22 protein-coding genes and 1 tRNA gene are annotated in these 22,876 nt (G+C 41.5%); 14 read left to right on the top strand and 9 right to left on the bottom strand.

The window, feature by feature from the left end:
- Positions 1 to 464 precede the first annotated feature (464 nt).
- Together MSTHT_RS01020 and MSTHT_RS01015 are read left to right on the top strand one after the other, a co-directional pair.
- Positions 465 to 1,259 (top strand): peptidylprolyl isomerase, encoded by a 795-nt coding sequence (locus MSTHT_RS01020; protein ID WP_048166193.1) that lies wholly within the window; start codon positions 465 to 467, stop codon positions 1,257 to 1,259.
- A gap of 147 nt (positions 1,260 to 1,406) precedes the next feature.
- A tRNA-Ser gene (locus MSTHT_RS01015) sits at positions 1,407 to 1,491 on the top strand.
- Positions 1,492 to 1,658: 167 nt separating this feature from the next.
- On the opposite strand, the gene MSTHT_RS01010 is transcribed toward MSTHT_RS01015, so the two are convergent.
- The 3 genes from MSTHT_RS01010 to mmp11 form a co-directional block, all read right to left on the bottom strand.
- On the bottom strand, positions 1,659 to 2,954 hold the full coding sequence (locus tag MSTHT_RS01010; RefSeq protein WP_082086704.1) for an acyltransferase family protein: 1,296 nt from the start codon (positions 2,952 to 2,954) through the stop codon (positions 1,659 to 1,661).
- A gap of 537 nt (positions 2,955 to 3,491) precedes the next feature.
- Positions 3,492 to 5,294, bottom strand: coding sequence for a thiamine pyrophosphate-dependent enzyme (locus MSTHT_RS01005; protein ID WP_048166192.1), 1,803 nt, complete (start codon positions 5,292 to 5,294; stop codon positions 3,492 to 3,494).
- 191 nt (positions 5,295 to 5,485) lie between these two features.
- Complete coding sequence (gene mmp11 / locus MSTHT_RS01000; RefSeq protein ID WP_231588227.1) at positions 5,486 to 6,382, bottom strand: methanogenesis marker protein 11; 897 nt, start codon at positions 6,380 to 6,382, stop codon at positions 5,486 to 5,488.
- On the opposite strand from mmp11, the gene MSTHT_RS14870 reads away from it, so the two are divergent.
- A complete protein-coding gene (locus tag MSTHT_RS14870; RefSeq protein WP_231588130.1) occupies positions 6,293 to 6,493 on the top strand; it encodes a hypothetical protein in 201 nt (66 codons plus the stop codon). The genes mmp11 and MSTHT_RS14870 overlap by 90 nt on opposite strands.
- Before the next feature lie 214 nt (positions 6,494 to 6,707).
- Here the strand turns inward: MSTHT_RS14870 and MSTHT_RS00995 are convergent, their stop codons facing one another.
- On the bottom strand, positions 6,708 to 6,920 hold the full coding sequence (locus tag MSTHT_RS00995) for a hypothetical protein (RefSeq protein WP_048166190.1): 213 nt from the start codon (positions 6,918 to 6,920) through the stop codon (positions 6,708 to 6,710).
- Positions 6,917 to 7,606, bottom strand: a complete 690-nt coding sequence (gene radC / locus MSTHT_RS00990; RefSeq protein ID WP_048166189.1) for a RadC family protein — start codon at positions 7,604 to 7,606, stop codon at positions 6,917 to 6,919. The genes MSTHT_RS00995 and radC overlap by 4 nt, the downstream gene beginning before the upstream one ends.
- 203 nt (positions 7,607 to 7,809) lie before the next feature.
- Here radC and MSTHT_RS00985 point away from each other — a divergent pair, with 203 nt between their 5' ends.
- The 3 genes from MSTHT_RS00985 to MSTHT_RS00975 all read left to right on the top strand — a co-directional run bounded on the left by MSTHT_RS00985 (position 7,810) and on the right by MSTHT_RS00975 (position 10,157).
- A complete protein-coding gene (locus MSTHT_RS00985) occupies positions 7,810 to 8,655 on the top strand; it encodes a molybdopterin synthase (RefSeq protein WP_048166188.1) in 846 nt (281 codons plus the stop codon).
- A gap of 104 nt (positions 8,656 to 8,759) precedes the next feature.
- Entirely contained in the window at positions 8,760 to 9,437 is a 678-nt protein-coding gene (locus MSTHT_RS00980; protein ID WP_048166187.1) for a molybdenum cofactor guanylyltransferase, read from the top strand.
- A 243-nt stretch (positions 9,438 to 9,680) separates the two neighbouring features.
- A complete protein-coding gene (locus tag MSTHT_RS00975; protein WP_052721787.1) occupies positions 9,681 to 10,157 on the top strand; it encodes a leucine-rich repeat domain-containing protein in 477 nt (158 codons plus the stop codon).
- A gap of 422 nt (positions 10,158 to 10,579) precedes the next feature.
- Here the strand turns inward: MSTHT_RS00975 and MSTHT_RS00970 are convergent, their stop codons facing one another.
- Complete coding sequence (locus MSTHT_RS00970; protein ID WP_052721786.1) at positions 10,580 to 11,089, bottom strand: DUF523 domain-containing protein; 510 nt, start codon at positions 11,087 to 11,089, stop codon at positions 10,580 to 10,582.
- A 444-nt stretch (positions 11,090 to 11,533) separates the two neighbouring features.
- On the opposite strand from MSTHT_RS00970, the gene MSTHT_RS00965 reads away from it, so the two are divergent.
- Entirely contained in the window at positions 11,534 to 12,556 is a 1,023-nt protein-coding gene (locus MSTHT_RS00965) for a DUF7847 domain-containing protein (RefSeq protein WP_231588129.1), read from the top strand.
- Between the two features lie 44 nt (positions 12,557 to 12,600).
- Here MSTHT_RS00965 and MSTHT_RS00960 read toward each other — a convergent pair whose 3' ends face one another.
- Complete coding sequence (locus tag MSTHT_RS00960) at positions 12,601 to 13,509, bottom strand: TIGR00269 family protein (RefSeq protein ID WP_048166186.1); 909 nt, start codon at positions 13,507 to 13,509, stop codon at positions 12,601 to 12,603.
- 370 nt (positions 13,510 to 13,879) lie between these two features.
- On the opposite strand from MSTHT_RS00960, the gene MSTHT_RS00955 reads away from it, so the two are divergent.
- The 4 genes from MSTHT_RS00955 to MSTHT_RS00940 all read left to right on the top strand — a co-directional run bounded on the left by MSTHT_RS00955 (position 13,880) and on the right by MSTHT_RS00940 (position 17,620).
- A complete protein-coding gene (locus MSTHT_RS00955; protein ID WP_048166185.1) occupies positions 13,880 to 14,590 on the top strand; it encodes a pirin family protein in 711 nt (236 codons plus the stop codon).
- Positions 14,591 to 14,743: 153 nt separating this feature from the next.
- Positions 14,744 to 15,016 carry a hypothetical protein gene (locus MSTHT_RS00950; RefSeq protein WP_048166184.1) on the top strand — a complete coding sequence of 91 codons (273 nt, stop codon included), beginning with the start codon at positions 14,744 to 14,746 and terminating at the stop codon, positions 15,014 to 15,016.
- A gap of 320 nt (positions 15,017 to 15,336) precedes the next feature.
- The gene (locus MSTHT_RS00945) at positions 15,337 to 15,528 is read left to right on the top strand and encodes a hypothetical protein (protein WP_048166183.1); all 192 of its coding nucleotides are present in this window, start codon (positions 15,337 to 15,339) and stop codon (positions 15,526 to 15,528) included.
- A gap of 697 nt (positions 15,529 to 16,225) precedes the next feature.
- Entirely contained in the window at positions 16,226 to 17,620 is a 1,395-nt protein-coding gene (locus MSTHT_RS00940) for a tripartite tricarboxylate transporter permease (RefSeq protein WP_048166182.1), read from the top strand.
- Positions 17,621 to 17,759: 139 nt separating this feature from the next.
- On the opposite strand, the gene MSTHT_RS00935 is transcribed toward MSTHT_RS00940, so the two are convergent.
- Complete coding sequence (locus tag MSTHT_RS00935) at positions 17,760 to 18,425, bottom strand: DUF169 domain-containing protein (RefSeq protein ID WP_048166181.1); 666 nt, start codon at positions 18,423 to 18,425, stop codon at positions 17,760 to 17,762.
- Positions 18,426 to 18,909: 484 nt separating this feature from the next.
- On the opposite strand from MSTHT_RS00935, the gene MSTHT_RS00930 reads away from it, so the two are divergent.
- From MSTHT_RS00930 to MSTHT_RS00920, 3 genes are all read left to right on the top strand, one after another.
- Complete coding sequence (locus MSTHT_RS00930) at positions 18,910 to 19,410, top strand: PASTA domain-containing protein (RefSeq protein ID WP_048166180.1); 501 nt, start codon at positions 18,910 to 18,912, stop codon at positions 19,408 to 19,410.
- Positions 19,411 to 19,760: 350 nt separating this feature from the next.
- On the top strand, positions 19,761 to 20,708 hold the full coding sequence (locus MSTHT_RS00925) for a tetratricopeptide repeat protein (protein WP_231588128.1): 948 nt from the start codon (positions 19,761 to 19,763) through the stop codon (positions 20,706 to 20,708).
- 322 nt (positions 20,709 to 21,030) lie between these two features.
- Positions 21,031 to 21,606, top strand: coding sequence for a tetratricopeptide repeat protein (locus MSTHT_RS00920; protein ID WP_048168268.1), 576 nt, complete (start codon positions 21,031 to 21,033; stop codon positions 21,604 to 21,606).
- Positions 21,607 to 21,908: 302 nt separating this feature from the next.
- On the opposite strand, the gene MSTHT_RS00910 is transcribed toward MSTHT_RS00920, so the two are convergent.
- A complete protein-coding gene (locus MSTHT_RS00910; RefSeq protein WP_082086703.1) occupies positions 21,909 to 22,694 on the bottom strand; it encodes an ATP-binding protein in 786 nt (261 codons plus the stop codon).
- Between the last annotated feature and the right edge of the window lie 182 nt (positions 22,695 to 22,876).

The following is a 22,876-nucleotide window of genomic DNA, read 5'->3' as shown; positions in this document are numbered from 1 at the left end:
ATTCTAATATTTTATTGTAATTTTGTGGCATAAATAGTAATCGAAAGACCTATGGAATATCAGAAAGTGATTTAGACTTAGAAATATATTAGACTTAAAACGTAGTAATACGAATTTTTGTGCCCGAACTTTTGCTTTTGTCCGGGCAATTTGCGGGGGAGCGCATTTCTGCAAAAGCTGACGATCACTATAAATATAATATAAAACGGTTTTATCTGTTCACTTCCAGAACCGTTGTTTTATACAAAGTAAATTTTGTGGTCAACCGGTGCTGATTCAGACAAAGCTGTTCAGGAGTCTGATGTTTTTAGAACTGTTCTTATAATAGGCAGTAACCCCCCGGATTCCCAAAAGATTATTAAAGGCAGAGTTCTATAGCGTGAAACACGTTTATGCTGAATTGGCTGACAATGAATAGCTATCTTGCTTATCAATTTAGTTAATTTATGAAAGAGTTGAAAATTATGGCAATCCAAAAAGGCGACTTTATAAAGTTGAACTACACAGGTAAGTTCGAAGATGGCAGGATTTTCGACACAACAGACGAAGATCTTGCAAAAAAAGAAGATATTTTTAACCCGCGTGGACTTTACGGCGGAGACGTTGTTATTGTCGGGGCAGGTCATACTATTGAAGGCCTTGATGAGGATCTTGAAGGAAAGGAAGTCGGTTACAGTGGGACCGTTGTAATCCCTCCGGAAAAAGCCTTTGGCCCAAGCAACCCCAAACTTATAGAGACAATTTCCATTACAAAACTAAAAGACCGTAACGTCCGCCCTGGCCTTGCAGTTGAGGTAGATGGCAGGAGAGGTATTGTCACCAGGGTTATAGGCCGCAGGGTAACTGTAGACTTTAACAGCCCTCTCGCAGGCAAGACTGTTACTTATGATTATACTATCGAAAAGGTTCTTGAGACCGACATTGAAAAAATTCAGGGCTTGCTCGCCCTCTATACCGGCTTGAGGGATCTGGAAGTTGAAACAGCAGACGGCGTCGCAAAAATCTACATCCCTACTGGCCTGACCTTTAACCAGCGCTGGCTCATGGCAAAGAACAGAGTCGCATCCGAACTCATTAAATACGCCGGCTTTAAGGAAGTCCAGTTCATTGAAAAGGTGACTGCTGAACCTGAAGCTGAAGTACCCGCCGAGCCCGAAGCTGAAACCAAAGCTGAAGCTGAAACCAAAGCTGAAGCTGAGCCCGAAACTGAACCAGAGCCCGAAGTTGAAACCGGCGGATCCTCAGAATCTGAAGCCTGATTTCACCTTAACTTCAAAAAAGCGAAGGGTTCTTCCTCTTCGCAAATTTTATATATCATAATCGGGTTTTCTGTATACGCTTGCGGGAATTTCATAGTGATTTGATCATAGCTTTACTAGGAACTGTAAAGATAATCCTATCAACCTGCTGAGGTAGCCAAGTGGACTACGGCGCCGGTCTTGAGAACCGGTAGCGCTTCGCGCTGCGGGAGTTCGAATCTCCCCCTCAGCGCCTTTTCTCATGCACTTCTCTAGAAGTTGAGTTCATTCTTATTATTACCCTTGCATTTTACGAGTTGCCGCATCAGTTACCCACTTAATATTTTCTCATTCTTCCTCCCGCTGAAATTAAACTACATAACGGCTTGAGTGAAAACTGCTGTATTGGCATGGAGGGTTTTAAAGCTTCGATCTTCTTCCAGTTTTCGACCGGTTACTTGCTAACTTGCCGGAGTCGATTGTGGAGTCTGTAAGGGAGAAATCCCTGTGAGGGACTTTTTTGTGTGAGAAGGATTTCTTCAGATTTAATTCAAGAATCTGGAGGTGGTACGAGACAAAAAGCAGGAGGGGTAAAGCTACAAAAATTACGATGGCATCGTGCAAGAATGGATTGCTTATAAAGTTTGTAGCCGTATTCCAGAGTGCCAAGAAAGGTCTGTGGAAGAGGTAAATGCAATATGAAGCTGTAGCGATATACGTAAGGGCAGAATTCCAGGAGTTTGATAATTTATCAATGAATTTCATTGCAAACCCGTACTCCAGAATACAGAAAGTAATTATGAAAACATTAAGAAGTACAGTGTCGATGATAAATTTCAGAGTAACGTACCCCAGACCCAGAGAGTTTGCAACGCTTTCCAGCATCGATACAACTGTTGAAGAACCAATCGTGCCGCTGCCTGCTGACGTAATGGTTAACGAAACCTTGGGGTCGAGGAGTAGGGTCACTCTTGAGCCCAGAACAATAATCAGTACGAATATAATAGGAAGGGCTGCCAGGAATATCTTGACAAAGGGAATCTTCAAGATAGATGTAATTGACTTTTCAAATAGACCCTCTTTACAGGTAAGAATTCCAAATATAAATACAGGGAAAAACATAAAAAAACGGTGTTCAATAATGTTAAAACTCCTTGAGATTAATAAAAACCCGAGGAACACTAGAGAAGAATAAAGTAACAGCTGCTTTGAACTCTTTGAAAGCATTATTATCAATGGATAAACCGCATAAAAGACAATAATCAGACCTACAAAGTACAGTGTCAGCATAGGAGATGCATAAGCAGGCGCAAGGAAAATCTGCAGTCCCAGTATATGCACTATTATATTATGAAAAGTAAACACTTGCTCAGCATTAGGGTATACAAAGCCTGAGTTTAACTTCGGGGCAAATATAAAGAATACAAGTGTAAAAGCGGCAATAGCAGCCCAGTAAAGAGGGAAAATCCTCAGAAGTCTTTTCCTGTAGAAAGACAATATATTCTGGAATGAACGTATTGAGTGATTATTAAAGTATAGCAAGTACCCACTCATGAATATAAAAAGTCCCAGACCCATGTTTGCGACATAAGGGTCAACCGCGTAAAGGGCTAACTTGCTGTAAGTAGAAGACAAAAAGTTACTTAAGTGAGCCGGGATGATCATTGCTATTGCTAAAGCCCTGAGAAAGTCAAATGCGATTATTTTGTTTTTCATAATCTCAACTCTGTAAATTAAAGCCCAAATAGTTGTGAGGATTTATACAGCGCCTGTTTACTGAAGAGTGAACTTATGAAATAATTTTTATTTAATCACTATAAATACTTTAAACAGATATTAATCGTTTTATATATAAACTCTGTGATTTTTTATTTTGATCTCCATATAATAATTATCCAGATACCCGTATTCACATTTATATTATTAAGCCTGAAAGAGTTCTTGTTCTCTCTGGAGAAATTATGTCTTATCTGTCCCCTGTATACAGATCTCTTAGGAAGCACAGGATAAAAAGGATAATAAGCTTTTATTCCGAATACAGGGCTTTAAGGTCATACCTGAACCTTGCAGAAGGTTGTCATATTATAAATGAAAGTACAAAGACGAGATAAAAAAATAATGAAATTTATTGAAATAATAGAGAATTATGTAGATAACAGAGAATTATGTGAAATTAGAACCTTACTGCCTCCAGACCAAGCTCAAGGGGCAAATAATAGAAAGTTCTAGACCCAAAGAATAGAAAGTTCCAGATCAATATTTTCTGCATTTTCCTTTTATGAATATTACAGAAAGCCCGGGAAGTGCAAGTTTCGTCCGGATCAGTTCCGAGAGCCTGGTATTAAGGATATGGTATTCGATTTCATTTCCCGCTTCTCTATCATTCCCGATTCTATCTGTCGTTTTTTCTACCTCATATGTCACTTTCCCTCTATCTATTACTTCCCCTGTCTTGTCCGGCACTCTTTCTTCATCTGTGTCGATATCAAAAAATGAAACATCAGGAGTTATTGCCTCAACCACTTTCCTGAGATCAGGGACAGTTTGCCCACCGGTCATGGCTGCAACTTCGTTATGGAGAACGAGCACAAGCACATTGCAGCCTGTAGTCGCGGCATTTAGCAGCCCGAGAATGCCCGAATGTGCAAGAGCAAAATCCCCAATTACGGCTATGCCTTTTTTCTCAAAACCACAGGCAACCGAGATTGCCGAACCAAGGGCAAAGCTAACATCAACTGCAGCAATGGGTTCGGGTGCACTTAGGACAGAACAGCCCATATCGCCTGCAACCCTCACGTCAAGCTTGCTAAGCAGGTGATAAAGGGGAAGATAGGGGCAGTCGTTGCAAATTAAAGTCCTGCCTCTGGCTTTAAATGCCGCAGAAATTGCAGGTTTTGGGATCTCTCCTCCTATATGCTCAAGGGCGAATTCGAGGTCTTCAGGCTTTACCTGCCCGTATGGAAGATGCCCTGTCTTTTTCCCGTAAACCTTGCCTGCGATCCGAATCTGTTCTTCTATAAAAGGTTCGGACTCTTCGACAACGAGTACCTTATCGTTGCTTTTCAGGAAAGCCTTAATTTTCTCAAGGGGGAGAGGGTTCACAAGGGTAAGGGACAGGTGCGAGATCTCAGGACAGGAATCCTCAGCCTGGGGCTTAATCTGTTTTTTGAGAATTTCTTCGACAATCGAAGATGCAAAACCTGAGGAAATAATCCCTATCTTTTCATGCTCCTTACCTGATGCATATCCTGTGTTTTCAGTTGCTTTTTCCTTTACCTCATTAAGGTCCGTATTTTCGGCTGCCTTTCCCCTTACCTCATTTAGATACGTGCCCTCAGCTTCCTTTTCCAGCAGTGGATAAGTTACGGAGTGGAAGAACTGATGTTTTTCTACCATCCGTTTTTTCCAGATTGTGCGGTCGAACTCAGGATGGAGAGTTGAGGCTTCTGGAAGGCGTTCTAATTTCCCTTTACTTTTTTTCAGATCTGCAGTAACTCTGAGGATAACAGGTGTCCTGGTCTCTTCTGAAAGCTCGTAAGCCCGCCTTAGAGCCCTGTATGCCGTATTTGGGTTAGCCGGATCAAACACAGCCACCTCTGCTATCCTGCCGTACCAGCGGGAATCCTGTTCATTCTGAGAACCTTTTACACCAGGGTCATCACCTGCAATTATAACAAGACCGGCTCCTATAGTGTGTGTAGTCGAAGTTATAAGTGGATCTGAGAGGAGGTTCATCCCTACATGCTTTACAAGCACAAGTGCTCTTCTGCCCGAAACCGATGCCCCAAGAGCCATTTCCAGGGCAACTTTCTCATTTGTCAGCCACATGGCGCTGTAGTCCCTCGGAATTTCGGAAGCAGATGAACTGGAAACCCGAGGCTTATCTTTAGAAGCTTCGACAGGCTCCTTTTCCCCGTGTTTCCTCAAAAAAAGTTCCATAAGGGAGGTAATCGGGTACCCGGGAACACCTGTTATAAGGCTGACATCACTATCAAGGGCTGCAAGGTAGAGAGCTTCAAATCCGGTGCACTCTGATACTTCTTTTTCTTTTTTCAAACTGACCCCACACTGATGGAATTTCAAGAATATTGAATTCAACCTTTATAATGTAAGCTATATAGCTCAAAGTTTCATGTAACTCAAAGCCACATAACTCTACTTTTATACTCTAAAATTTCGAATAATTAAGCTTTCATTCTCGGCTGAGGTTTTTATTTCAAGATTCTTGTTTTGCTGTTTCCTGAATCTTAAATGCCGTTTTTAATCTCTTTCGTGATAAGGGGCTTGATCGGAGTGCCGGAAATTATAGACTCATCAGGTCTTGCAAACCAGGGGAGAGAGGCAAGCGCACCTATTACTCCGTTGCCATCTAACAGGACTCCCACGCCGTTTTCTCTGGCGCACTGCAAAGCCTCAACTTTCGAAACCCTTTCAGTCCGACTGCGGTTGCTGAATTCATATAGTCCTTTTGCATAGAAATCCGAAAGGACAACCATTCCGGTCTGGGTTGAAGCACTGTACTTCTTAAGGGTTTTTTTGAAAGCGTTTACCAGCCATGATTTAGCTTTCTCGTCCACACAGCCGAATTCGAGCACGGTAGACATGCAGTTCTGGGTTCTTTCCGGAACCGGAAAAAGCTGGACAAGTGCATGGGAAAGATAAACAGCTTCCTGACAGTTGAGTTTCTTTGCAATATTGTGAGTCAGGGTCCAGGTCGCTCCTATCTCTTTTGAGTCGGTGTCATCTATGCCTATAAGGACGCGGTCCCTACGCGGAACTATAATCGTCCCCCTTGCGCATTTTTCGCCTCCCGACTCAGAGATGTTATAACGAAGCACTCCATTTGCAAATGCTCTGCAGCGGGTCGCGCCCACGCCTCCGCCTCCTAGCCCAACATAGGTAATTTCTACCTCATCTCCATGCACAATCACGGATTCAATGCCCGCAGCTGCAACCGATGGTTTGAGCTCAAGCTTTGAGGATCCGGTTTTCATGAGATAGCGGATCATATTTCCGGTTGAACGGGCTTTCAGGACAAGAGGTGCTTTTGCATAATGATAAAGGGACCACGCAGCCCCGCTGTAGCAGTTAGAGTGCTCAATGATCTCCGCATATTCATTTGCTGCATCACAGATAGCGTAAATGCCCTTATAAGGTACAGTATAAGGGTCATCCAGGGTTATTTCCTCAATCTCTCTGCTATCCAGTGTACAGGCGTTTATATGTTTTGTAATTCAGAAGACCTCCTTTTTTAAGGGGATAGGGACTGGGAGGAAAATTTGTTTAATCGAAAAGCCCATTTCTTTTAAATATATATAGATATCGCAATTTTAGAAAGTCCGATAAAACGAAATTCAATAATACACGTTTTACAGGATGATAAACTGAAGGTAAAGCAACTGATTCTGGCATTTGTTGACTATAGCCCCTGAGAACAGAAGTCTACAGATTTCGATTTAATAAATTCGCTCACATTAAATGAGTTTTTCCCTGACAGTTAAATGGGTCAGGTTTAAATTTCCACTTTATCAATTTTTCAAATAAGGTTTGAGCAGGATCGCATTGTTGTCTGTTTTCACAGGGTTTTGTTTTACCAGCATTTTCAGAGTTTTCAACTATCTTGACAGTTTCTGTATTTATAGTCTCTATATTGAGGGTTCTGGTCTTTAAGCCAGATTTCACTTTACAAAACCTTCATCTTTAAGGCTCACATATCTGCCGTCCCCGATAATAATGTGGTCAAGCACGTCAATCCCAAGAAGTTTTCCTCCTTCTACTAGTTTCTCGGTTACCATTATGTCTTCCCGGCTCGGGCTTGGGTCTCCTGAAGGATGATTATGAACTATAATTACCGATGCCGAAGATTCCATAAGGGCGGACTTGAAAACCTCACGCGGATGAACAATACTTGCATTCAAGCTGCCGATGGATACGACTTCTTCTTTCAGAACCTGGTTTTTTGTATCAAGGCAAAGCGTTATAAATTTTTCTTTTTTCTGTTCCCGCATTTTAGGGTACATAAGGACATATACATCTTTTGGGGAACAAATTTTCCTTTTCGGTTCTTCTACAAAAGTCTCAAGCCGGCGAGCAAGCTCGAAAACCGCAGCTATCTGGGCAGCTTTTGCCTTCCCTACTCCGTGAACCTGCGTAAGCGTTGAGACATTTGTAAGACTGAGCTGTTTAATATTATATTTCGAGAGTATTTGGTTAGCCAGGCTGACAGCATTTTCTTCCCTTGATCCTGTCCTCAGGATAACTCCAAGCAGTTCAGCGTTTGAAAGCGATTCCGGTCCGTTTCGAATAAGCCTCTCTCTAGGGCGCTCCTCTTCAGGGATATCGCGAATCCTGATCTTACTTATTGCCAAGTTACCCCCCTCTTTTTCCCATCTTATTTGCAATTATTTATATGGATTGAATGGATTAAACTGGTTAACTCTTTACAGATAATATCAAAGTCTCAATATTTGAATCTTCACAAATGCCCGGTAAAATCAAGAAGAAAAAGAAGAGAGAAGATGAGAAAAAGTGCCGACCCTTACTTATACCGGGAAGTATATAACGCTCTTTAATGAAAGTCATTTCAGTTGTTGGGTATAAGAAATCAGGCAAAACTTCCCTTGTTTCCGCTCTTGTCCGAAACCTTTCCGAGCTCGGAGCCGTAGGCACTATAAAGCATATGGGAGAACAGCGACTCAATCCCGCAGATACCGATACGGGAAGGCACTTTGATGCAGGCGCTGACGTAGTAATAGGAATAACAGGCACGGAAACAACCGGTACCGAGCTTGTCAGCTTCTCCAGGGGCTCTGACCTTGAGCATGCACTTGACCTGCTTTGCGACCAGGGCATGGATTTTGCCGTGGTAGAAGGTTTTAAAGAAAGCAAGCTTCCGAAAATCGTGATTGGCGATCTGCAGGAAGTTTCAAATGTAGTTTTTAGAGTGCCTGCTGATATTGATATGCATGAAGAACTTACAGCTTCCCTTGTAGAAATCGCCCTTGCCCAGCCAGACCGCTATACCCTGGAAGCCCTTATAAAGAAAGCCCGGAAAAATCCTGCCATCCGAAAAGCAGGCGCAATCGGCACCTTTACCGGAATAGTCCGCGAGCTGTCAGGGTATGTAAGAACCTCAAAGCTCGAGTTTGAGAAATATGAACCTGAAGCCTCAAAAGCCCTTGACCGCATCCGGGAAAACCTGAAAAAGAAAGAAGGAATCCTTGAAGTCCTGATCCATCACAAAACAGGCGTTATCAAAGCCGGAGAAGACATAGTCTACATAGTCATCGCAGCCGCCCACAGGGCTGAACTTTTCCCTGCACTCAGCGAAGCCATAGAACGCATAAAAGTAGAAGCTCCTATCTGGAAGAAGGAATTTACGGAAAAAGAAGAATTCTGGGTGCACGACAGAGAATAAGATGAGAAACAAACCTGAGAGAAGACAAGAATTAAAAACCCTAGGCAAACAGAAGAAAAAACAGAAAATTACACCAGAGCAATAAAACCCCCGGAAATGAGCAAATGAGCGGAAAAACAGAACCAGACAGGGAACAGATAGAATTCAGAAGCGCTGTCGTGCTGGCGGGCGGCAGGGGCAGGCGAATGGGCATGGTTGAGAAAGCCCTTCTAAAATTCGAAGAAAAAACGATTCTTGAACGCCTGCTAGAAAGCCTTTTCCGAGCTGTGGACGAGGTAATTCTCTCAGTCCGGGACAAAACCCAAGAAGAAAAGTTCAGCCCTGTGCTTGAAAAATTCCCTGCGTGCGAGATCCGTTTCTGTTTTGATACCCTGGAAGACGCCGGTCCTCTTGAAGGCATCCGTGCTGGGCTGCTAGAATCCAGAGCAGAATACTCTTTTGTCTGCGCAGGAGATATGCCTTTTGTAAATTCCAGAGTTGTAGACCTGCTGTTTGAGAAAGCAAGCGGGCACGATGCTGCCCTTCCTAAATGGGAGGATAAGAAGTTCGAACCTCTGCATGCGGTTTACTCAAAAAAACTGATTCCTGAAATCGAAAAAGCCTTTGAGAAAGGAAAAAGATCTGTACTTACGCCGGTTTTTGAAATGAAGGATGTAGTGCTTGTTGATGTTTCGGAAATTAGGGAGATTGATCCTGAATTAAGGACTTTTGTTAATATTAATACGGTTGAGGATATGAGAATTATTATAGGGTCTATGAGTAAAAATAAGAAACTGAATTAAAAAGTTATCACATATTCTCGGTAATTTCCGAAAATTTCTGAAATATCCAGATGAAATAACTTTATTTACTGTCCTATTTGCCTTATATTTCCCAATATCGACTAATGTTAATTAAGATAGAAAACGTATTTAAGTAAAAAACTATGTTTAAAAATTTGATTTCATTTTATTTATTTTATTTTCAGAGATTGCGATCTATTACAAACATTGGTCTTTAATTATTCTTAGGGATGTGGGCTTTCAATGGAATTAAGAGAGATCAAAGATCTGATTATAAAAGCTAAAGAAAGTAACGCGACTATGCTGGACCTTTCGTGTCAAAAACTGACTTCTCTGCCCCCTGAAATCTCCAAGTTGGAAAATCTTAAGACACTTTGCATGTCTTGCAATAAATTAATTTCTTTGCCTCCTGAAATCTCCAAGTTGGAGAATCTTACTGAACTTGAGATGTCTGAAAATCAATTGACCTCTCTGCCTCCTGAAATATCCAAGCTGAAAAATCTTACTTCACTTAACATATCTTGCAATCAATTGACTTCGCTGCCTCCTAAAATATTAGAGTTAGGTCTGGATATTAAATGGAAGTACCAGTTCCTACAGGAAGGAATATTCCTCGAAGGAAACCCTCTTGAAAATCCTCCAATTGAGATTGTAAAAAAAGGTAGAGAGGACGTTATAAATTATTTTAAGTTTCTTGAATATGGGAAATCTAACCATTAAACGAAGTTAAAGTTTTACTGGCAGGAGACGTCGGTGCAGGCAAAACTTACTGGTGAAGAGGATCTCTGGGAGAGGTTGAAGGAAATTAAGCATTTGCGTAAATGAGAATCAAAGAAGAGACTATTTCTCCGTTATCCTCTAGATGTTCAGGGAAATAATGAGAATATACCCAAAAAGTAAGAAATCAAAAAAGCGGAAAATGATCTGTATTCAGGTTTGTTTTATGTGATATGAGTTAGATCAATTAAAAAGTTGATCTCTTCATTTTTTACGTCTTTGTCTATGTGTTTTTATGAGAAAGCCAGTCGCCTGCGACGACGGTGAGTGCATGGGGTTTTAAGAACCTATTTACTCTGATGGCTTTGTAGACTGAAGTAAAAATCGACTTCAACTTTTGTTGATATTTTACTACTCCTTTATCCTTACTTTCCCGCATCCTCTATCTCAAACTTTACATTCCTCTTCTTAAGCTCCTTCATAATCTCTTCCATAAACACCCCAGGTTCCGGTTCATGCCTGTGATGAAACTCTTTTACCTTGCCTGGTTCCCCGCCGACGGATGTTATTTTCACGCCGCAGGAGGGGCTTTTTGGAACGCCGACAATTTTTATATTTGCGCCCCTGGCTGAGAGGTCTTCGAGCAGGTCTGCAATATGAGTAAAGATTTCCCGGCAAAAGCGCCGGTAGGCAGGATGGTCGAGCTGGTCTTTAGTGATTTCTCGGCGCCGCATGCCGAAAAACATGGCTTCGGGACAGGGAAGCTGGATAACGTTTGCACCCCACGTGTCGATAGGACGGGCGGGTTTTACGCCTTTTACCCTTACAATGGGGTTGAGCAGACAGTGGCTTATAACCAGAACCTCTTCTTTATCGCCGCCAGCAGTCGGGTTTTCAGGAACTTGAGAATATCTACAATTGTCCAGCTTTTTCACTTCATCACCTTTGTTTCGCCTTACCTGTAGTTCTTTCTAACTGCATCTACCTTACCTGTGTTCCTTCCTACCTGCGTCTGCCTTACCTGTATTCTTCTTGTCCGTATCTACCTTATCTGTATTCTTCCTACCTGTATCTGCCTACCTGTACTCTTCCTACATATATTCGCCTTTCTTTATATGTATTCGCCTTCTACCTACATCTGCTTTTTATATGTCTATTGTCCGCCCTCTATATGTTTACTACTCAGCGTCGATATGTTTACCATTTGCCTTCTGTCGGTTTACCATTTACTTTCTGTCGGTTTACTGTCGCCTTCTGTATGTTTACTGATTGCTTTTAGTTCAACTCTGGTATTCGCTCAGCACTTTCTAGTATTCTTTTGGTATTCAATGCATGCTTCTTCGTACGAAGACAAGAGATTTTATATTTATCTTCTGCATATGTACTCAAAAATGGTATCTGTGAGCCTGCATACAAGTTATACTTTTGCAAGCTGTCAGGATATGATTGCAAAAGGGATGCAGGCTCACTGCCTTTATACTGGAAGGTCACAGCATATGCATGAAGAATTTGGGACAGTACTCCACAGAGGATTCAAAACCTGGGTTAGAAATTTAAACATCTGTATTCCGTATATGCTTAATTCTTTTATTAGCTTGATTCTTTACCTCCTTTTCTTTGCGATAATGGGCTTGCTGTTCTTTACCTCAAGTACCGGAACTATTATAGATCCTGCTACCCTTTCTGACGAGGAAATTTTTGCTATGATGTGGGAAGGATTTTCTAAAAATCTAGGACTATCAGTATCTTTGCTTCTCGCAGTTTTCCTGTTTGCGGCGCTCACTCAGTCTTATTTCACGGCAGGGGCGATAGGGATGGCAAAGAAAGCCTCCGAGACAGGGGATACAAGAATTGCGGACATGCTGGATTCGGGCTCGAAAAACATATTCAGGCTCTTCCTGACAGTCCTGCTGACTTCCCTGATCCTGCTTGTAGGAATCATATTTCTGGTACCCGGTGCCCTTGCAGTAGGGAACTTAAGCGCACTGGTTGAAAATCCGGAAGCATCTATACATGGCATGACCGCGCTGGTTATAGGAGTCATTCTCTGGACAGTGTATATAATAATTGTAAATCTCGTGCTTTCCCTGAGCTCATATGCTCTTGTGATCGATGAACTTGGACCCCTGGAAGCTCTAAGTACTAGCGTTATCTTCTTTATAAACAATAAGCTTGATGTTTTCTTTATGTGGGTATTCACTATAGGGCTGGTTTTAATCAACAATTATGTCGGCGAATTAGCAGGCCCGGGAAACGGGATGATTGCAGCAGTTACATTATTCATTCCCCCTGCGATTCTGCAACCTCTCACTGCTGTCCTGTGGACACGCCTCTACATGACCCGAAGAGGAAAGAAGTTATATGACCCTTCAGAACTGCTTTTAGACCCGGATAGCTTCTGAAAAGCAGGTCTCTAGAGGGGCAGTTTTTGTTTTGATTTTTATTTTTAAGACCTGCCAAGCAATTTACAGGCCTGGCAAAGATCTTCAGTGCAGGTTTCGCCGCAAATCCTGCATTTTTCGATTTTTGCTGGAGGTATTTCCTTTGCAAGGGCTCCTACAAGCTTATCAAAGCCCCTTAGCAGGGAATATTTGGTACCAGGATGCTTTGCCTCAAAGTTATTTAAAAGCTCTCTTACCTCCCCTCGCAGGGCTTCTCCGGCATACGGGCATTCGCTGAAGTCCACAGGAAGGGAGTTTACCAGGGCATAGAGTGCTACTTCTTTCTCAGGAATATTCCTCAGGGGCTTTGCCCGCAGGACCAGGCCTTCAACCGCTGCAGGCGGTGCAAGCCTGACCATACGCTCCATATCTCCCCTGAAATAGTTGAGAAGAATTGTCTGTGCTTCGTCGTCCAGGTTATGCCCTGTGACGAGTTTTGTTGCACCGATATCAAGCGCCGTCTTATTAAGGATATTTTTCCTGAGTACACCACAGTAGCTGCATGTGCCTTTTTCTCGATCCATTGCTGCCAGCTCATCCATGGTCACCCCATGTACATCTTTAAAAGATTTTATAATATGCCGTACTCCGAGTATCTCAGTGAGGTTTTTTGCAAGTTCTAGGGAATGCGGACGGTATCCGTGTATTCCTTCATCGATAGAAATTGCAACAATTTCAATGTCAGGTCTGATTCCCAGAATTTTATGCACCACATACAGGGCAACCGAGCTGTCCTTACCTCCGCTCAGAGCGACAGCTATAACCTCATTCTTGCGTATACGGCATTCTTTCCTGATAGTTAGTTTGATTTTTCTTTCGACATCCTCCACAAAATGCTTCTTGCAGAGGTGCATCCCGGAATACTTCTGAAAAATAATAGCTTCATTATTGCATTTTTTGCATTTGATTGTCATTTAAATCCTTTTTTCTGCTAATTAACAAGAAATAACTGAAAAATTAAAATTTAATAGACGGAGATATAATTTATATATAATTATATTTTTAGCTGCAATATAATAAACTACTTCTAACTGTGCAGTGCCACAATTCTTTTAGGAAAGGAAGCGATAATATATATGGCTTTTTATGTTTTTATGGAAAAACTGTTTTTAAACTCCCCTGTAACTCCTTTGTTTACTTTCTGTTCTTCCTGTCTACCCCTTTCAAGCCCTATAAATGTAGTTCAGAATCTCTGTTTCCAGGGGTATTATCCTTTTCAGCTAATAAAAATCTACATATTACTCAAGTAATTAATATAATACTTGGGAAGCAGGGGGTTTTACAATCAGAATTATTCCGGCAGAAGCAAGGTACTACAGGGATAAAGGCTGGGTTGAAAGCTATTTTCTTTTATCCTATTCTGATTACTATGATCCTAAAAATCTCAATTTCGGCAGCCTGAGGGCATTTAATGAATTTATTCTTGAACCAGGTAAGGGTTTCTCATCTCATCCACATGCCGAAGTGGAAATAACAACAATAGTGCTTGAAGGAGAGATTACTCACGAAGACAATATGGGAAACAGGGGGGTTCTGGGAAAAGAAGAAGTGCAGTGTATTACCACAGGCAGGGGCATCGAACATTCGGAGTTTAACAGAGGAAAGGAGCCCCTGCGTTTTTACCAGATCTGGATTTCTCCTTATAAAAATAATCTGGAGCCGGCATACTCTAAAAAGAAATTTGAGCCTTCCGGCTGGAAGAACAGGCTACTTCCTCTGGCTTCAGGGCAGGGTTTTGAAGATGCTCTGAAAATTAATGCAGATGTGACAATTTATCGTGCCAGCCTCGAAAAAGAAAATAAGCTTCATTTTAATTCAAAGGAAGGCAGGTTTGTTTTCATATATATCTCAAATGGAGAACTCTCTGTCAATGGCCAGAGTCTCAGGCAGGGAGATCAGGCACGTTTTGATGAGGAAGAAACCATTCACCTGGAAACGGCTACTTCTGCAGAGTTAGTGCTGATTGACATACCTGTAAACCAGGTAAATATATAAAACCATAAAGATATATAAAAAATAATAAAGATATATAAAAATCATAGAAATACAAAAAATTATAGAAATATATAAAAAAATATGAAAGTAAGAAATTATGGATAAAGAAAAACAAAAATGAGCTAAAATAAAAAGCAGAAAAAGAGGCATTGCATGAGTCTGAGACAAGTTGAGAGGGATAGTGAAAGAAAGCACGAAAAACTTCGAAGAGGGAGTAATGGAAAGCGAGTGCAATCGGGAGAAGTTGAAAAGGAGCTGCCTCGAAGAGGAAGTAATGGAAAGCAGGAGTATTCAGTAGAAGTCGAAGAGGAACAGCCTGATAGGGGAAGTAATGGAGGAACAGAACACTCAAGGGAAGTTGAAGAAAAACAGCCTGACAGGGGGAGTGACAAAAGAGAGGAACATCCAGGAAGAGGAAGTGGATGAAAAGCAAACCGTCGTAAGAGAGGATTGGCTGGAAATTAAGGCAGGCTCATGAACCCGCATTGAAGATAGGGCTGCACCTAAAAAGATTAGGGGGAGGTTTAGAAAAGGGTTGAGAATAAGTTTAGAGGGGAGTTAAAAAAGTTCTGAAAAGAGTTAAAAGAAGTCCTAAAAAGAGTTAAGAGAAGCTCTGAAAAAGGTTAAAAGAAGTTCTAAAAAGAGAGAAAAAAGTTCTAAAAAGAGATAAAAGAAATTCCGAAAAAAGTTGAGAGAAGTTTAGAAAAGAGTTGAAGTGAGAGGTAAAAAATAGCTTAGAGAGGGATTTGCCTCTCACTTCTTTTTGGCTTCTAATATTCCGGAATCCGGAGCGAGGAGAATGGCGAACCTCACTCCATTTCCTTTTTGAAACCTCTCCTGAATTCAAACCTGAGGAATGGCAAAACCTCAAGATCTTTCCTATTCAGGAGGGGCTTCAGATCTATGGAGGCAGGGTTGAGGAATGGCGAACCTCATAACCCTTGCTCTGCATTTCACTAAATGCTACTCACGAACCCCATTCAATATTAGCATTTAGAGCAGCAAGATATAAAATATCAGTCTTATATAAAACATAAGTGGAATTGATTTTTCTTTTACTTTGATGTGATAAAGAGAACTCAAATTTTTGAACGTTTTATCGCCTAGAAGGGCTATAATTATTCCTATTAGCTAATTTCCTTGATAATTGTCCAAATTTGAAGATAAAATATTTATACAACAAATAACTAAAATATTGGGTTAGATTTTTTATTTATTATATTTTAAATTAATATATTAGTTATGCAAATGTTTTAAATTAATATATTAATTATATAAATATTTTAAATTAATATACTATTTTTTGCAAATTGAAACATACATTTAGCACCTGGATTTATATTATAGGGTCATTTTCTTCTTTATATGGTGTTTTCCTCTCACACATTCTGTCTTCTTTCAGCAATTCATTCCTATATTTTTTCACAGAGTTATTCTCTCTATTTTATTAATTCTAATTGTTCAATCAATGCCATCATCCGCTCAGCTCCAATCGTTTTTTTGTACTCACTCTGAAATTAAAAATAATTTTTTTCTCATGCCTACTTGTAAAATATCTATAAATAGAGATAATTGTAATTATTGTGTATAATCTGAAATCTGAAATCTAAAATCAAGGTATCGGTGGTTGGCTGAGTGGAAGACATCTCTCTATTTTTACTTTTTTTATCAGTCGTGGGCGGTTACCTGCTTGGTATAATTTCCGGACTTTTGCCAGGGATACATAACAATAATTTTGCACTTGCCCTTGTAGCCCTCGCGCCTTTCCTGGCTGAAAAAGGGCTTACACCTTTTTATATAGCCGTGATTATTCTTTCAAATGCACTTTCACAGACTTTTCATGATATTATCCCTTCAATATTTTTAGGGGCGCCTGATGGGGATACTGCGCTTACAGTCCTGCCAGGGCACAGGCTTCTGATTGAAGGGGCAGGAGCTGAGGCAGTCCGGCTTTCAGCACTCGGAAGCGCAGGCTCAGTAGTTGCTTCCCTGATTTTCGTACTGCCATTCTCTCTTTTCTTCAAGGCTGTCTATCCCTATATTGAAGCGCATATGGCAGCGATTCTTATTCTAATAGTGTTTCTTATGCTTGCAACTGAGAAAGGAGAGGATCCAAAGGAGAAAAAAGGTTCACTTGCAAAATATAAGTACAAAGCTTTTGCCCTGGTGTTATTTCTGATTACAGGAGTGCTTGGACTCTTCGCTTTTGCCAGGGAATCACTTATGGCTCCTATTATTAATTTCGGGGAGCCTTCCATACTCCTGCCCCTGTTGAGCGGGCTCTTCGGTGCATCTCAGCTAATAATAAGCCTTCTCACAAGCTCTAAAATTCCCGAGGAATCCGTGTCTGCACTCAGACTTTCCCGAAAAAGAATTCTCAGGGGAATTCTTACAGGCAGCGCAGCAGGCTCACTTGTGGCATGGCTGCCAGGTCTCTCCTCTGCTATTGCCGCACTTATTACTGGGCTTTTTGCAAAAGTCGATTTTGACAGGATCCCCCTTAAGAAAAAAGTTCCTGAACCTAAACTCGGAAGGCTCAAGTCCTCTCTCTATTCTGATCCCTATGCCAACAACCCTGAAACGCTTGAGAGTTCCAAAGAATTCATAATCTCGAATTCCGGAGTGAATACCTCTAACGCGATTTTCGGGCTGGTAGCGTTTGTAGTAATAGGAAGAACCCGAAGCGGGGCAATGGTTGCTATAGAAGACATCCTGGGAACGAATATACTTGATTTTCCTTCAATACTGCTTTTCTTTGCCGCCATGGTATTAACAGCCCTGCTTTCTTACTTTTCCACGATCTGGATCGGAGATAATGCACATCTTATTCTAAAAAAAGTCGACTACAGCAAGCTCTGCGCAGGGGTTCTTATAGGGCTTGCAATAATGGTTTATCTCTTCACTGGACTCTTCGGGTTTTTCATTTTTGTAATTTCGACTCCCATAGGCATGCTTGCCTCCTTTATGAATGTCAGGAAATCTCATGCGATGGGAGTCATCTTACTGCCTGTGATCCTGTACTTTTTATAAAATGGCTTTTTATTTCCCTGAATTGCTTTCATCTTCCTGATTTCTAATTCACTCAGATTTTTTTAATTTACTTAGATTTTTTTAATTTCCTCATGTTTTTTTTTAATTTCCTCATGTTTTTTTTAATTCCTTCAGGTTGTTACTTTGCAGGGGCTTTTCCGACAATTGCCCTCAAGCCCTCTATCAGGTCATTTAGCAGGTTTACAGGAATCCCGACCGTTAACTCTGATTCCTCAATGCCGGTATAACTTCTGCTTCCCGAACAGCCTACTGTTATTCCCATTTTGCCTGTAAGGTAGGGCAGGGCAACGGCATCTGAACAGAGGCTCTGTTTGCCTGCAAACTCCGCTTCGAGCCTGCCTCCCTCATTATAAAGAATCGCCTGGGTCAGGAGCATTACCTGTTTTGCGTTACAGATAATCACAACAACATCAGGCATGAAAGTGGCACTCTCAAGTGGTGCATATATGCTTGCGACCTTTGACCCGGCTTCGATCCTGGGAATTTTCTCCACGGTTTTTTGTGAGGCTTCGAGGGTTTTGAAATGCTTCAGGATCTCGTAGTAGAACTCTCCACTTTCAACTTTAGGAGGCATCTTTCCCAAGCCAAGGGCTGCTGCTCCTCCTTTGCAGGTCTCATCCTCAAGCGTTGCATAAAATTCTTCCCCGGTTTTACGCACACGGTCAACCATCTGACAGTGCCTCATACTTTCTTCAATTTTCTTTATATTCTCAGGTACTTCGGCACCTTCCGGCACCAGGGCAACTGCTACAGGAGAAGTTTCCAGCTTAAGTAACTCGATCATCTCTTTACCGTACTCGTTGATTTCCTTAATTTGCTCGGGACTGGCTGTTTCTATAAAATCACCCTCATATAACTTTATTATATATAGTGTAACACTGATGGCTTAAATAGGACTCCGAAGCAATATTTCTTTTTCTTTCTGTATCCAGAAAATTTTTTCCCGCATCTCAGAGATTATATATTTTTAAGCCGGTTACGTGTAAAAATATAAAACTTAAAATGTATTGGGCTGGAATTTACAGAAAGGAAAAAGCACATTATATTAAAAAACAGCAAATGAAACTATAGATAAAATCAAAAGATAAAGTCATACTTAAATCAGGAGAGCCTGGCAAGAAAATAAAGGCAAAAGCGAGGTAAAATCTTAGGTAAAGTCGATTCTGAATCCAGAATGAAAGGCAAATCTAAATAGAATGGAGATTCAGAACGAAATGAAGAAGTCTGAATAAAATGGAAGCAATTGATCAGAAGGGGTTTGTAGAAGTATGAAAGCACAACTTGAACAGCGTTTAGCTGAGCTAAAGGCAGAATATGAGTCTGGGCAGAAAATCCTCAAAGACATCGAGTTAAAGCTTGCAGAGCTCGAAAAGCGGAAAAAGGGTCTTAATGAAACCCTCCTCCGCATTAGCGGTGCAATCGACCTGCTCGAAGAAGTGCTGGAAGGAAAAGAGGGCACATCGGAGCCAGAAATCAGAACAGGAGAAGGAACCGTAACAGGAAATGTGGAGGTTCCGAATGTTGTAAGACAGCCCCTTGAGAAAGCCGTGAAAATCCTGCAAGAATCCGGGTTCACCGCAGGAGAGATAGTCGAGCAAAAAGGAGTTTTTCCCATAGGGATTATGATCGGAGAAGTTCTAAGGCAGGACCCAAAACCAGGCACGATGCTCCCTGCTGGATCGGCTGTAAAACTTGTAGTTGCGGCAAAGGGCAAGCACTTGCCACGTAAGAAAGACTCACTGTGCAACTATTTTTCCGAGCAAGCCTGAGCTGAGGCAGAGGAGGGCTTAAAACGGAGACTCTTTCTTCCAGAACAAAGACCTCCCTGAACGAACTCAGGGAGCACTGCAGAGCAGCAATTTCAGCCTTTTCCGCATTTGAGCAATCCAGGAGCCAGGCATCCCTGAGGCTCTGCCTGGAAAAGTTTCTCAACGAATGCCAAGGCATTTCAGCAATCTTATGGCGCAACAACGATAAAAAACTTAGAAAACACCTTAGATCTGTACTCTCGATCTCAAGCAATTCTCCTATTTCTCCAGTAGCCTTCTCCAGGCTGAAAACTTTGATTAAGGAAATAAAAAAAGAGAAAAATTCAGAAATAGAAAAAACTGTGGAAATAATGGCTACCAAAGAAATGGAAGAGACTATAAAAATAGAAAAGCCCTCTAAGAATAGAAAAAAGGAGAGTGTACCAGAAGGAGAGGCTGGTCAGGAGAAATCGGCAGCTCTCTCATATAATATGGTAACAAAATCACTTACATTTCACGGGGAAAATTATGAAATCCTGCCTATTTTCCTGGCTGTAAGAGACCTTTATGCCTCCCTCCCGTTCTTCAAGGAGCTGCAGTACTGCACTGAGAGGCTTGAACAAGATCCTCAGGATGCCACAGCCCTCTTTCAGAAGGCAGTGCTCATGTATAAAGCCAGGCGGTTTGAGACTGCCCTGCAGCTTACTTCACAGGTTCTGAAGATCGCTCCTGAAGATCACAGGGTATGGTATAACCGAGGCGTTATCCTCTCTGAGCTGGGCAGGCTTGAAGAAGCACTTGCTGCTTATGACAGAACTATTGAGCTTGAACCGACTTTTGAGGTTGCCTGGGACAATAAAGGGGTTGTTCTTGCCAGGCTTGGCAGGTTTGAGGAAGCCCTGGAGACCTATGAAGAAATCCTTTTGAAATATCCCGGATACGCTGAAGCCTGGGCAGGTAAAGGTTCCATACTTTCGGCTCTCGGCAGAGAAGAAGAAGCCTTTGAAGCTTACAGTACCGCTCTTCGAATAAGACCCACTTACCTTGAAGCCCTTACCTCGGCTGGAAGTCTGCTCTCCAGACTCCACAGGTTTGAGGAAGCCCTGAAAATTTATGATAAGGCACTTGAGCTTGCCCCGACTGAACCCCGCTTCTGGGCAGCCAGAGGTTTTGTCCTTTCCGAAATTGGTAAACACGATGAAGCCCTGCAAAATTGCAACCAGGCTCTCGAACTGAAACCAGGCTTCATTCCTGCACTTGAAACCAAGGTGAAGATACTCTCGGAAATCCAGAGGCAGAAGGTCTGTTCTTCTCAGTAACTTTTTTTAATTTTTTCGATCGTTCCTTTACCATTTAATTTCTTTTTATTTGTTGTTTTATTTTCCTGTCCGTAATATTATTTTGTTAGCCTTATTATCCGGTGTGCAAGGCTTTGAGCATAAAATAACTGTGTTTTAATTAAAAGACATTCAGTATGTCAGGTAAAAATCCAATCAGAAAAGGTATATTGCATTGAAAACAAAAGTTCAGAATACCAGTTTTAGCTCTGGTTCCATGCATGAGATGTAAAAACGGCAAGGTGCGGCAAAAACCCGGAAGGGGTCCGGAATGGGCTTTCACTGGAAAAGCGAGGATTCCTATATGACAGAAGGAAATGCGAATGCGAAAATAAACAAGGCAAAGCGAGAGGAGTCGAAAGCGGCAGGAACAACAGAAGAACCAGAGGATCCCAAAAAACTCCTTACAAAGGCCGGTGAGACTGATAATTACGAGGACAAGCTCAAGCTGTATGATAAAGCCTTAACACTGGATCCCTTATACTTCGAGGCGTGGGTTCAGAAAGGTTTTGCCCTGGACAGGACTGGAAAATCAAAAGAGGCTCTTATCTGCTACGATAAAGCTCTTGAAATTGATCCTGAAAACCTGGGAATTAAGTGCCTCAAGGGCTTTGCCTTCAATAATTTAAAGGAATTTGAAAAATCGATTGAGTCCTACGACGAGGTACTGAAAATAAAGCCCGATGATATATTCTCACTATATCAGAAGGGCATGGCTCTGGAAAGCCTTGATAGATATGGGGAAGCTATGAAGTGTTACGACAGAGCACTTGAGATCGATCCGACGGATGTTCTTGTCAGAGAGAAGCAAATGAGACTTCTTGAGCTGATTTACAAAAAAGGAACAATGGAAAACTCTCCGGACATCGGCTATAACTAAATTTAATTAAAAACTGAGCTTAAAAGTCTTAATAGGCCTGAAACGGATCTTTAAATCAGAGATGATTTGTAAGCAGATCAAAAAAGAATTGAAAGGATCACAAGAAGAAAATAAGTGTTGTTAAAAGAATTGCACGGATTATAAAAAGGAAAGAATAGATAAAAAGGAAATGTAAGAACCATAAAGAGTAGAGCAATATTGAAGAAAAAAAGCAAAAAAAAGCAATATTGAAGAAAAAAGCAATATTGCCAAAAGGACTGGAAAATTCCTGAAAGGGAGTGAAGAGGACCGGTTTCCAGCATTTATTTTTTGCTCTCTTTTTCCTTTCGGATCTCTTCAACAATTTCCACAAGTTTTTCCTTAATTTTTACTATGGCGTCTACAGCCTCGCCGCCTACATCAAGAGGAGCACGTTTTTCGAGGTCGGCTTTCATTAACATGGGGTCAAAGGGAATCTCACCAAGCACCGGAATCCCAAGCTCTTCAAGTTTTTCATTAACTTTACCGGAGCTTCCTTTATTAATTACGGCAGCAAGGTGTTTTACCCCTATTTCTGAAGAGAGCTTTTTTATTCTTTCAGCCGTCTCAAGTGATCTTGCTCCGGGCTCAACTACCACGATCATGAGATCCATTCCTCTTGTAGTGCCCCTCCCGAGATGTTCGATCCCGGCTTCCATATCAAGGATAACTGCACTTTTTTCCCTGTACATAAGGTGCCTGAGAAGAGCTCTAAGGAAAGCTGAAGCAGGACACATGCACCCGCTTCCTCCGCGGTCCACGGTACCCATGACAAGCATTCTTACTCCATCGGGGCCTATAACTCCGTATTTGCTCGCAATATCATCGACTTTAGGGTTATAGATGAATGCCCCACCTTCGGCACCTGCCCTTTCCCGAATAAGGTCTTTGTAATCTGTCAGGGGCTTCGGTGGGTTTTCTACCCCAAGCGAAGATGCCAGATTCATATCCGGGTCTGCATCTATTGCCAGTACCTCGTATCCATCCCTTGCAAGCAGTCTTGCCAGAGTACCTGAGAGCGTTGTTTTTCCAACGCCGCCTTTTCCGGTAATTGCTATTTTTATGAGGATTCCCCCTGAACATTGTTCAGATTAACTACAGTGATTTTTAAGCAGGAATAAGAACCTCAAACTGTTTATATCTGTTCATTTATCCCCGACTTCGTTTCGTAATACCTTACAGAGTATTGTTCAAAATCCTTCCATTTAATAAAGATTTAGGAATTAAATACCTGATTACGCATTAAAAATAC

Origin of the sequence: Methanosarcina thermophila TM-1, from assembly GCF_000969885.1 — an archaeon.
GTDB classification, from domain to species: domain Archaea; phylum Halobacteriota; class Methanosarcinia; order Methanosarcinales; family Methanosarcinaceae; genus Methanosarcina; species Methanosarcina thermophila.
Note: the sequence above shows the minus strand (reverse complement) of the source record. Positions and strands in the feature narration are given on the sequence as shown.

Coding starts and splice junctions, on each gene's coding strand:
- MSTHT_RS01020 (WP_048166193.1), top strand. CDS start 465: ATGGCAATCCAAAAAGGCGACTTTATAAAGTTGAACTACACAGGTAAG.
- MSTHT_RS01010 (WP_082086704.1), bottom strand. CDS start 2,954: ATGAAAAACAAAATAATCGCATTTGACTTTCTCAGGGCTTTAGCAATA.
- MSTHT_RS14870 (WP_231588130.1), top strand. CDS start 6,293: ATGATAAAGGGACCACGCAGCCCCGCTGTAGCAGTTAGAGTGCTCAAT.
- MSTHT_RS00985 (WP_048166188.1), top strand. CDS start 7,810: ATGAAAGTCATTTCAGTTGTTGGGTATAAGAAATCAGGCAAAACTTCC.
- MSTHT_RS00980 (WP_048166187.1), top strand. CDS start 8,760: ATGAGCGGAAAAACAGAACCAGACAGGGAACAGATAGAATTCAGAAGC.
- MSTHT_RS00975 (WP_052721787.1), top strand. CDS start 9,681: ATGGAATTAAGAGAGATCAAAGATCTGATTATAAAAGCTAAAGAAAGT.
- MSTHT_RS00965 (WP_231588129.1), top strand. CDS start 11,534: ATGTACTCAAAAATGGTATCTGTGAGCCTGCATACAAGTTATACTTTT.
- MSTHT_RS00960 (WP_048166186.1), bottom strand. CDS start 13,509: ATGACAATCAAATGCAAAAAATGCAATAATGAAGCTATTATTTTTCAG.
- MSTHT_RS00950 (WP_048166184.1), top strand. CDS start 14,744: ATGAGTCTGAGACAAGTTGAGAGGGATAGTGAAAGAAAGCACGAAAAA.
- MSTHT_RS00935 (WP_048166181.1), bottom strand. CDS start 18,425: ATGATCGAGTTACTTAAGCTGGAAACTTCTCCTGTAGCAGTTGCCCTG.
- MSTHT_RS00930 (WP_048166180.1), top strand. CDS start 18,910: ATGAAAGCACAACTTGAACAGCGTTTAGCTGAGCTAAAGGCAGAATAT.
- MSTHT_RS00925 (WP_231588128.1), top strand. CDS start 19,761: ATGGCTACCAAAGAAATGGAAGAGACTATAAAAATAGAAAAGCCCTCT.
- MSTHT_RS00920 (WP_048168268.1), top strand. CDS start 21,031: ATGACAGAAGGAAATGCGAATGCGAAAATAAACAAGGCAAAGCGAGAG.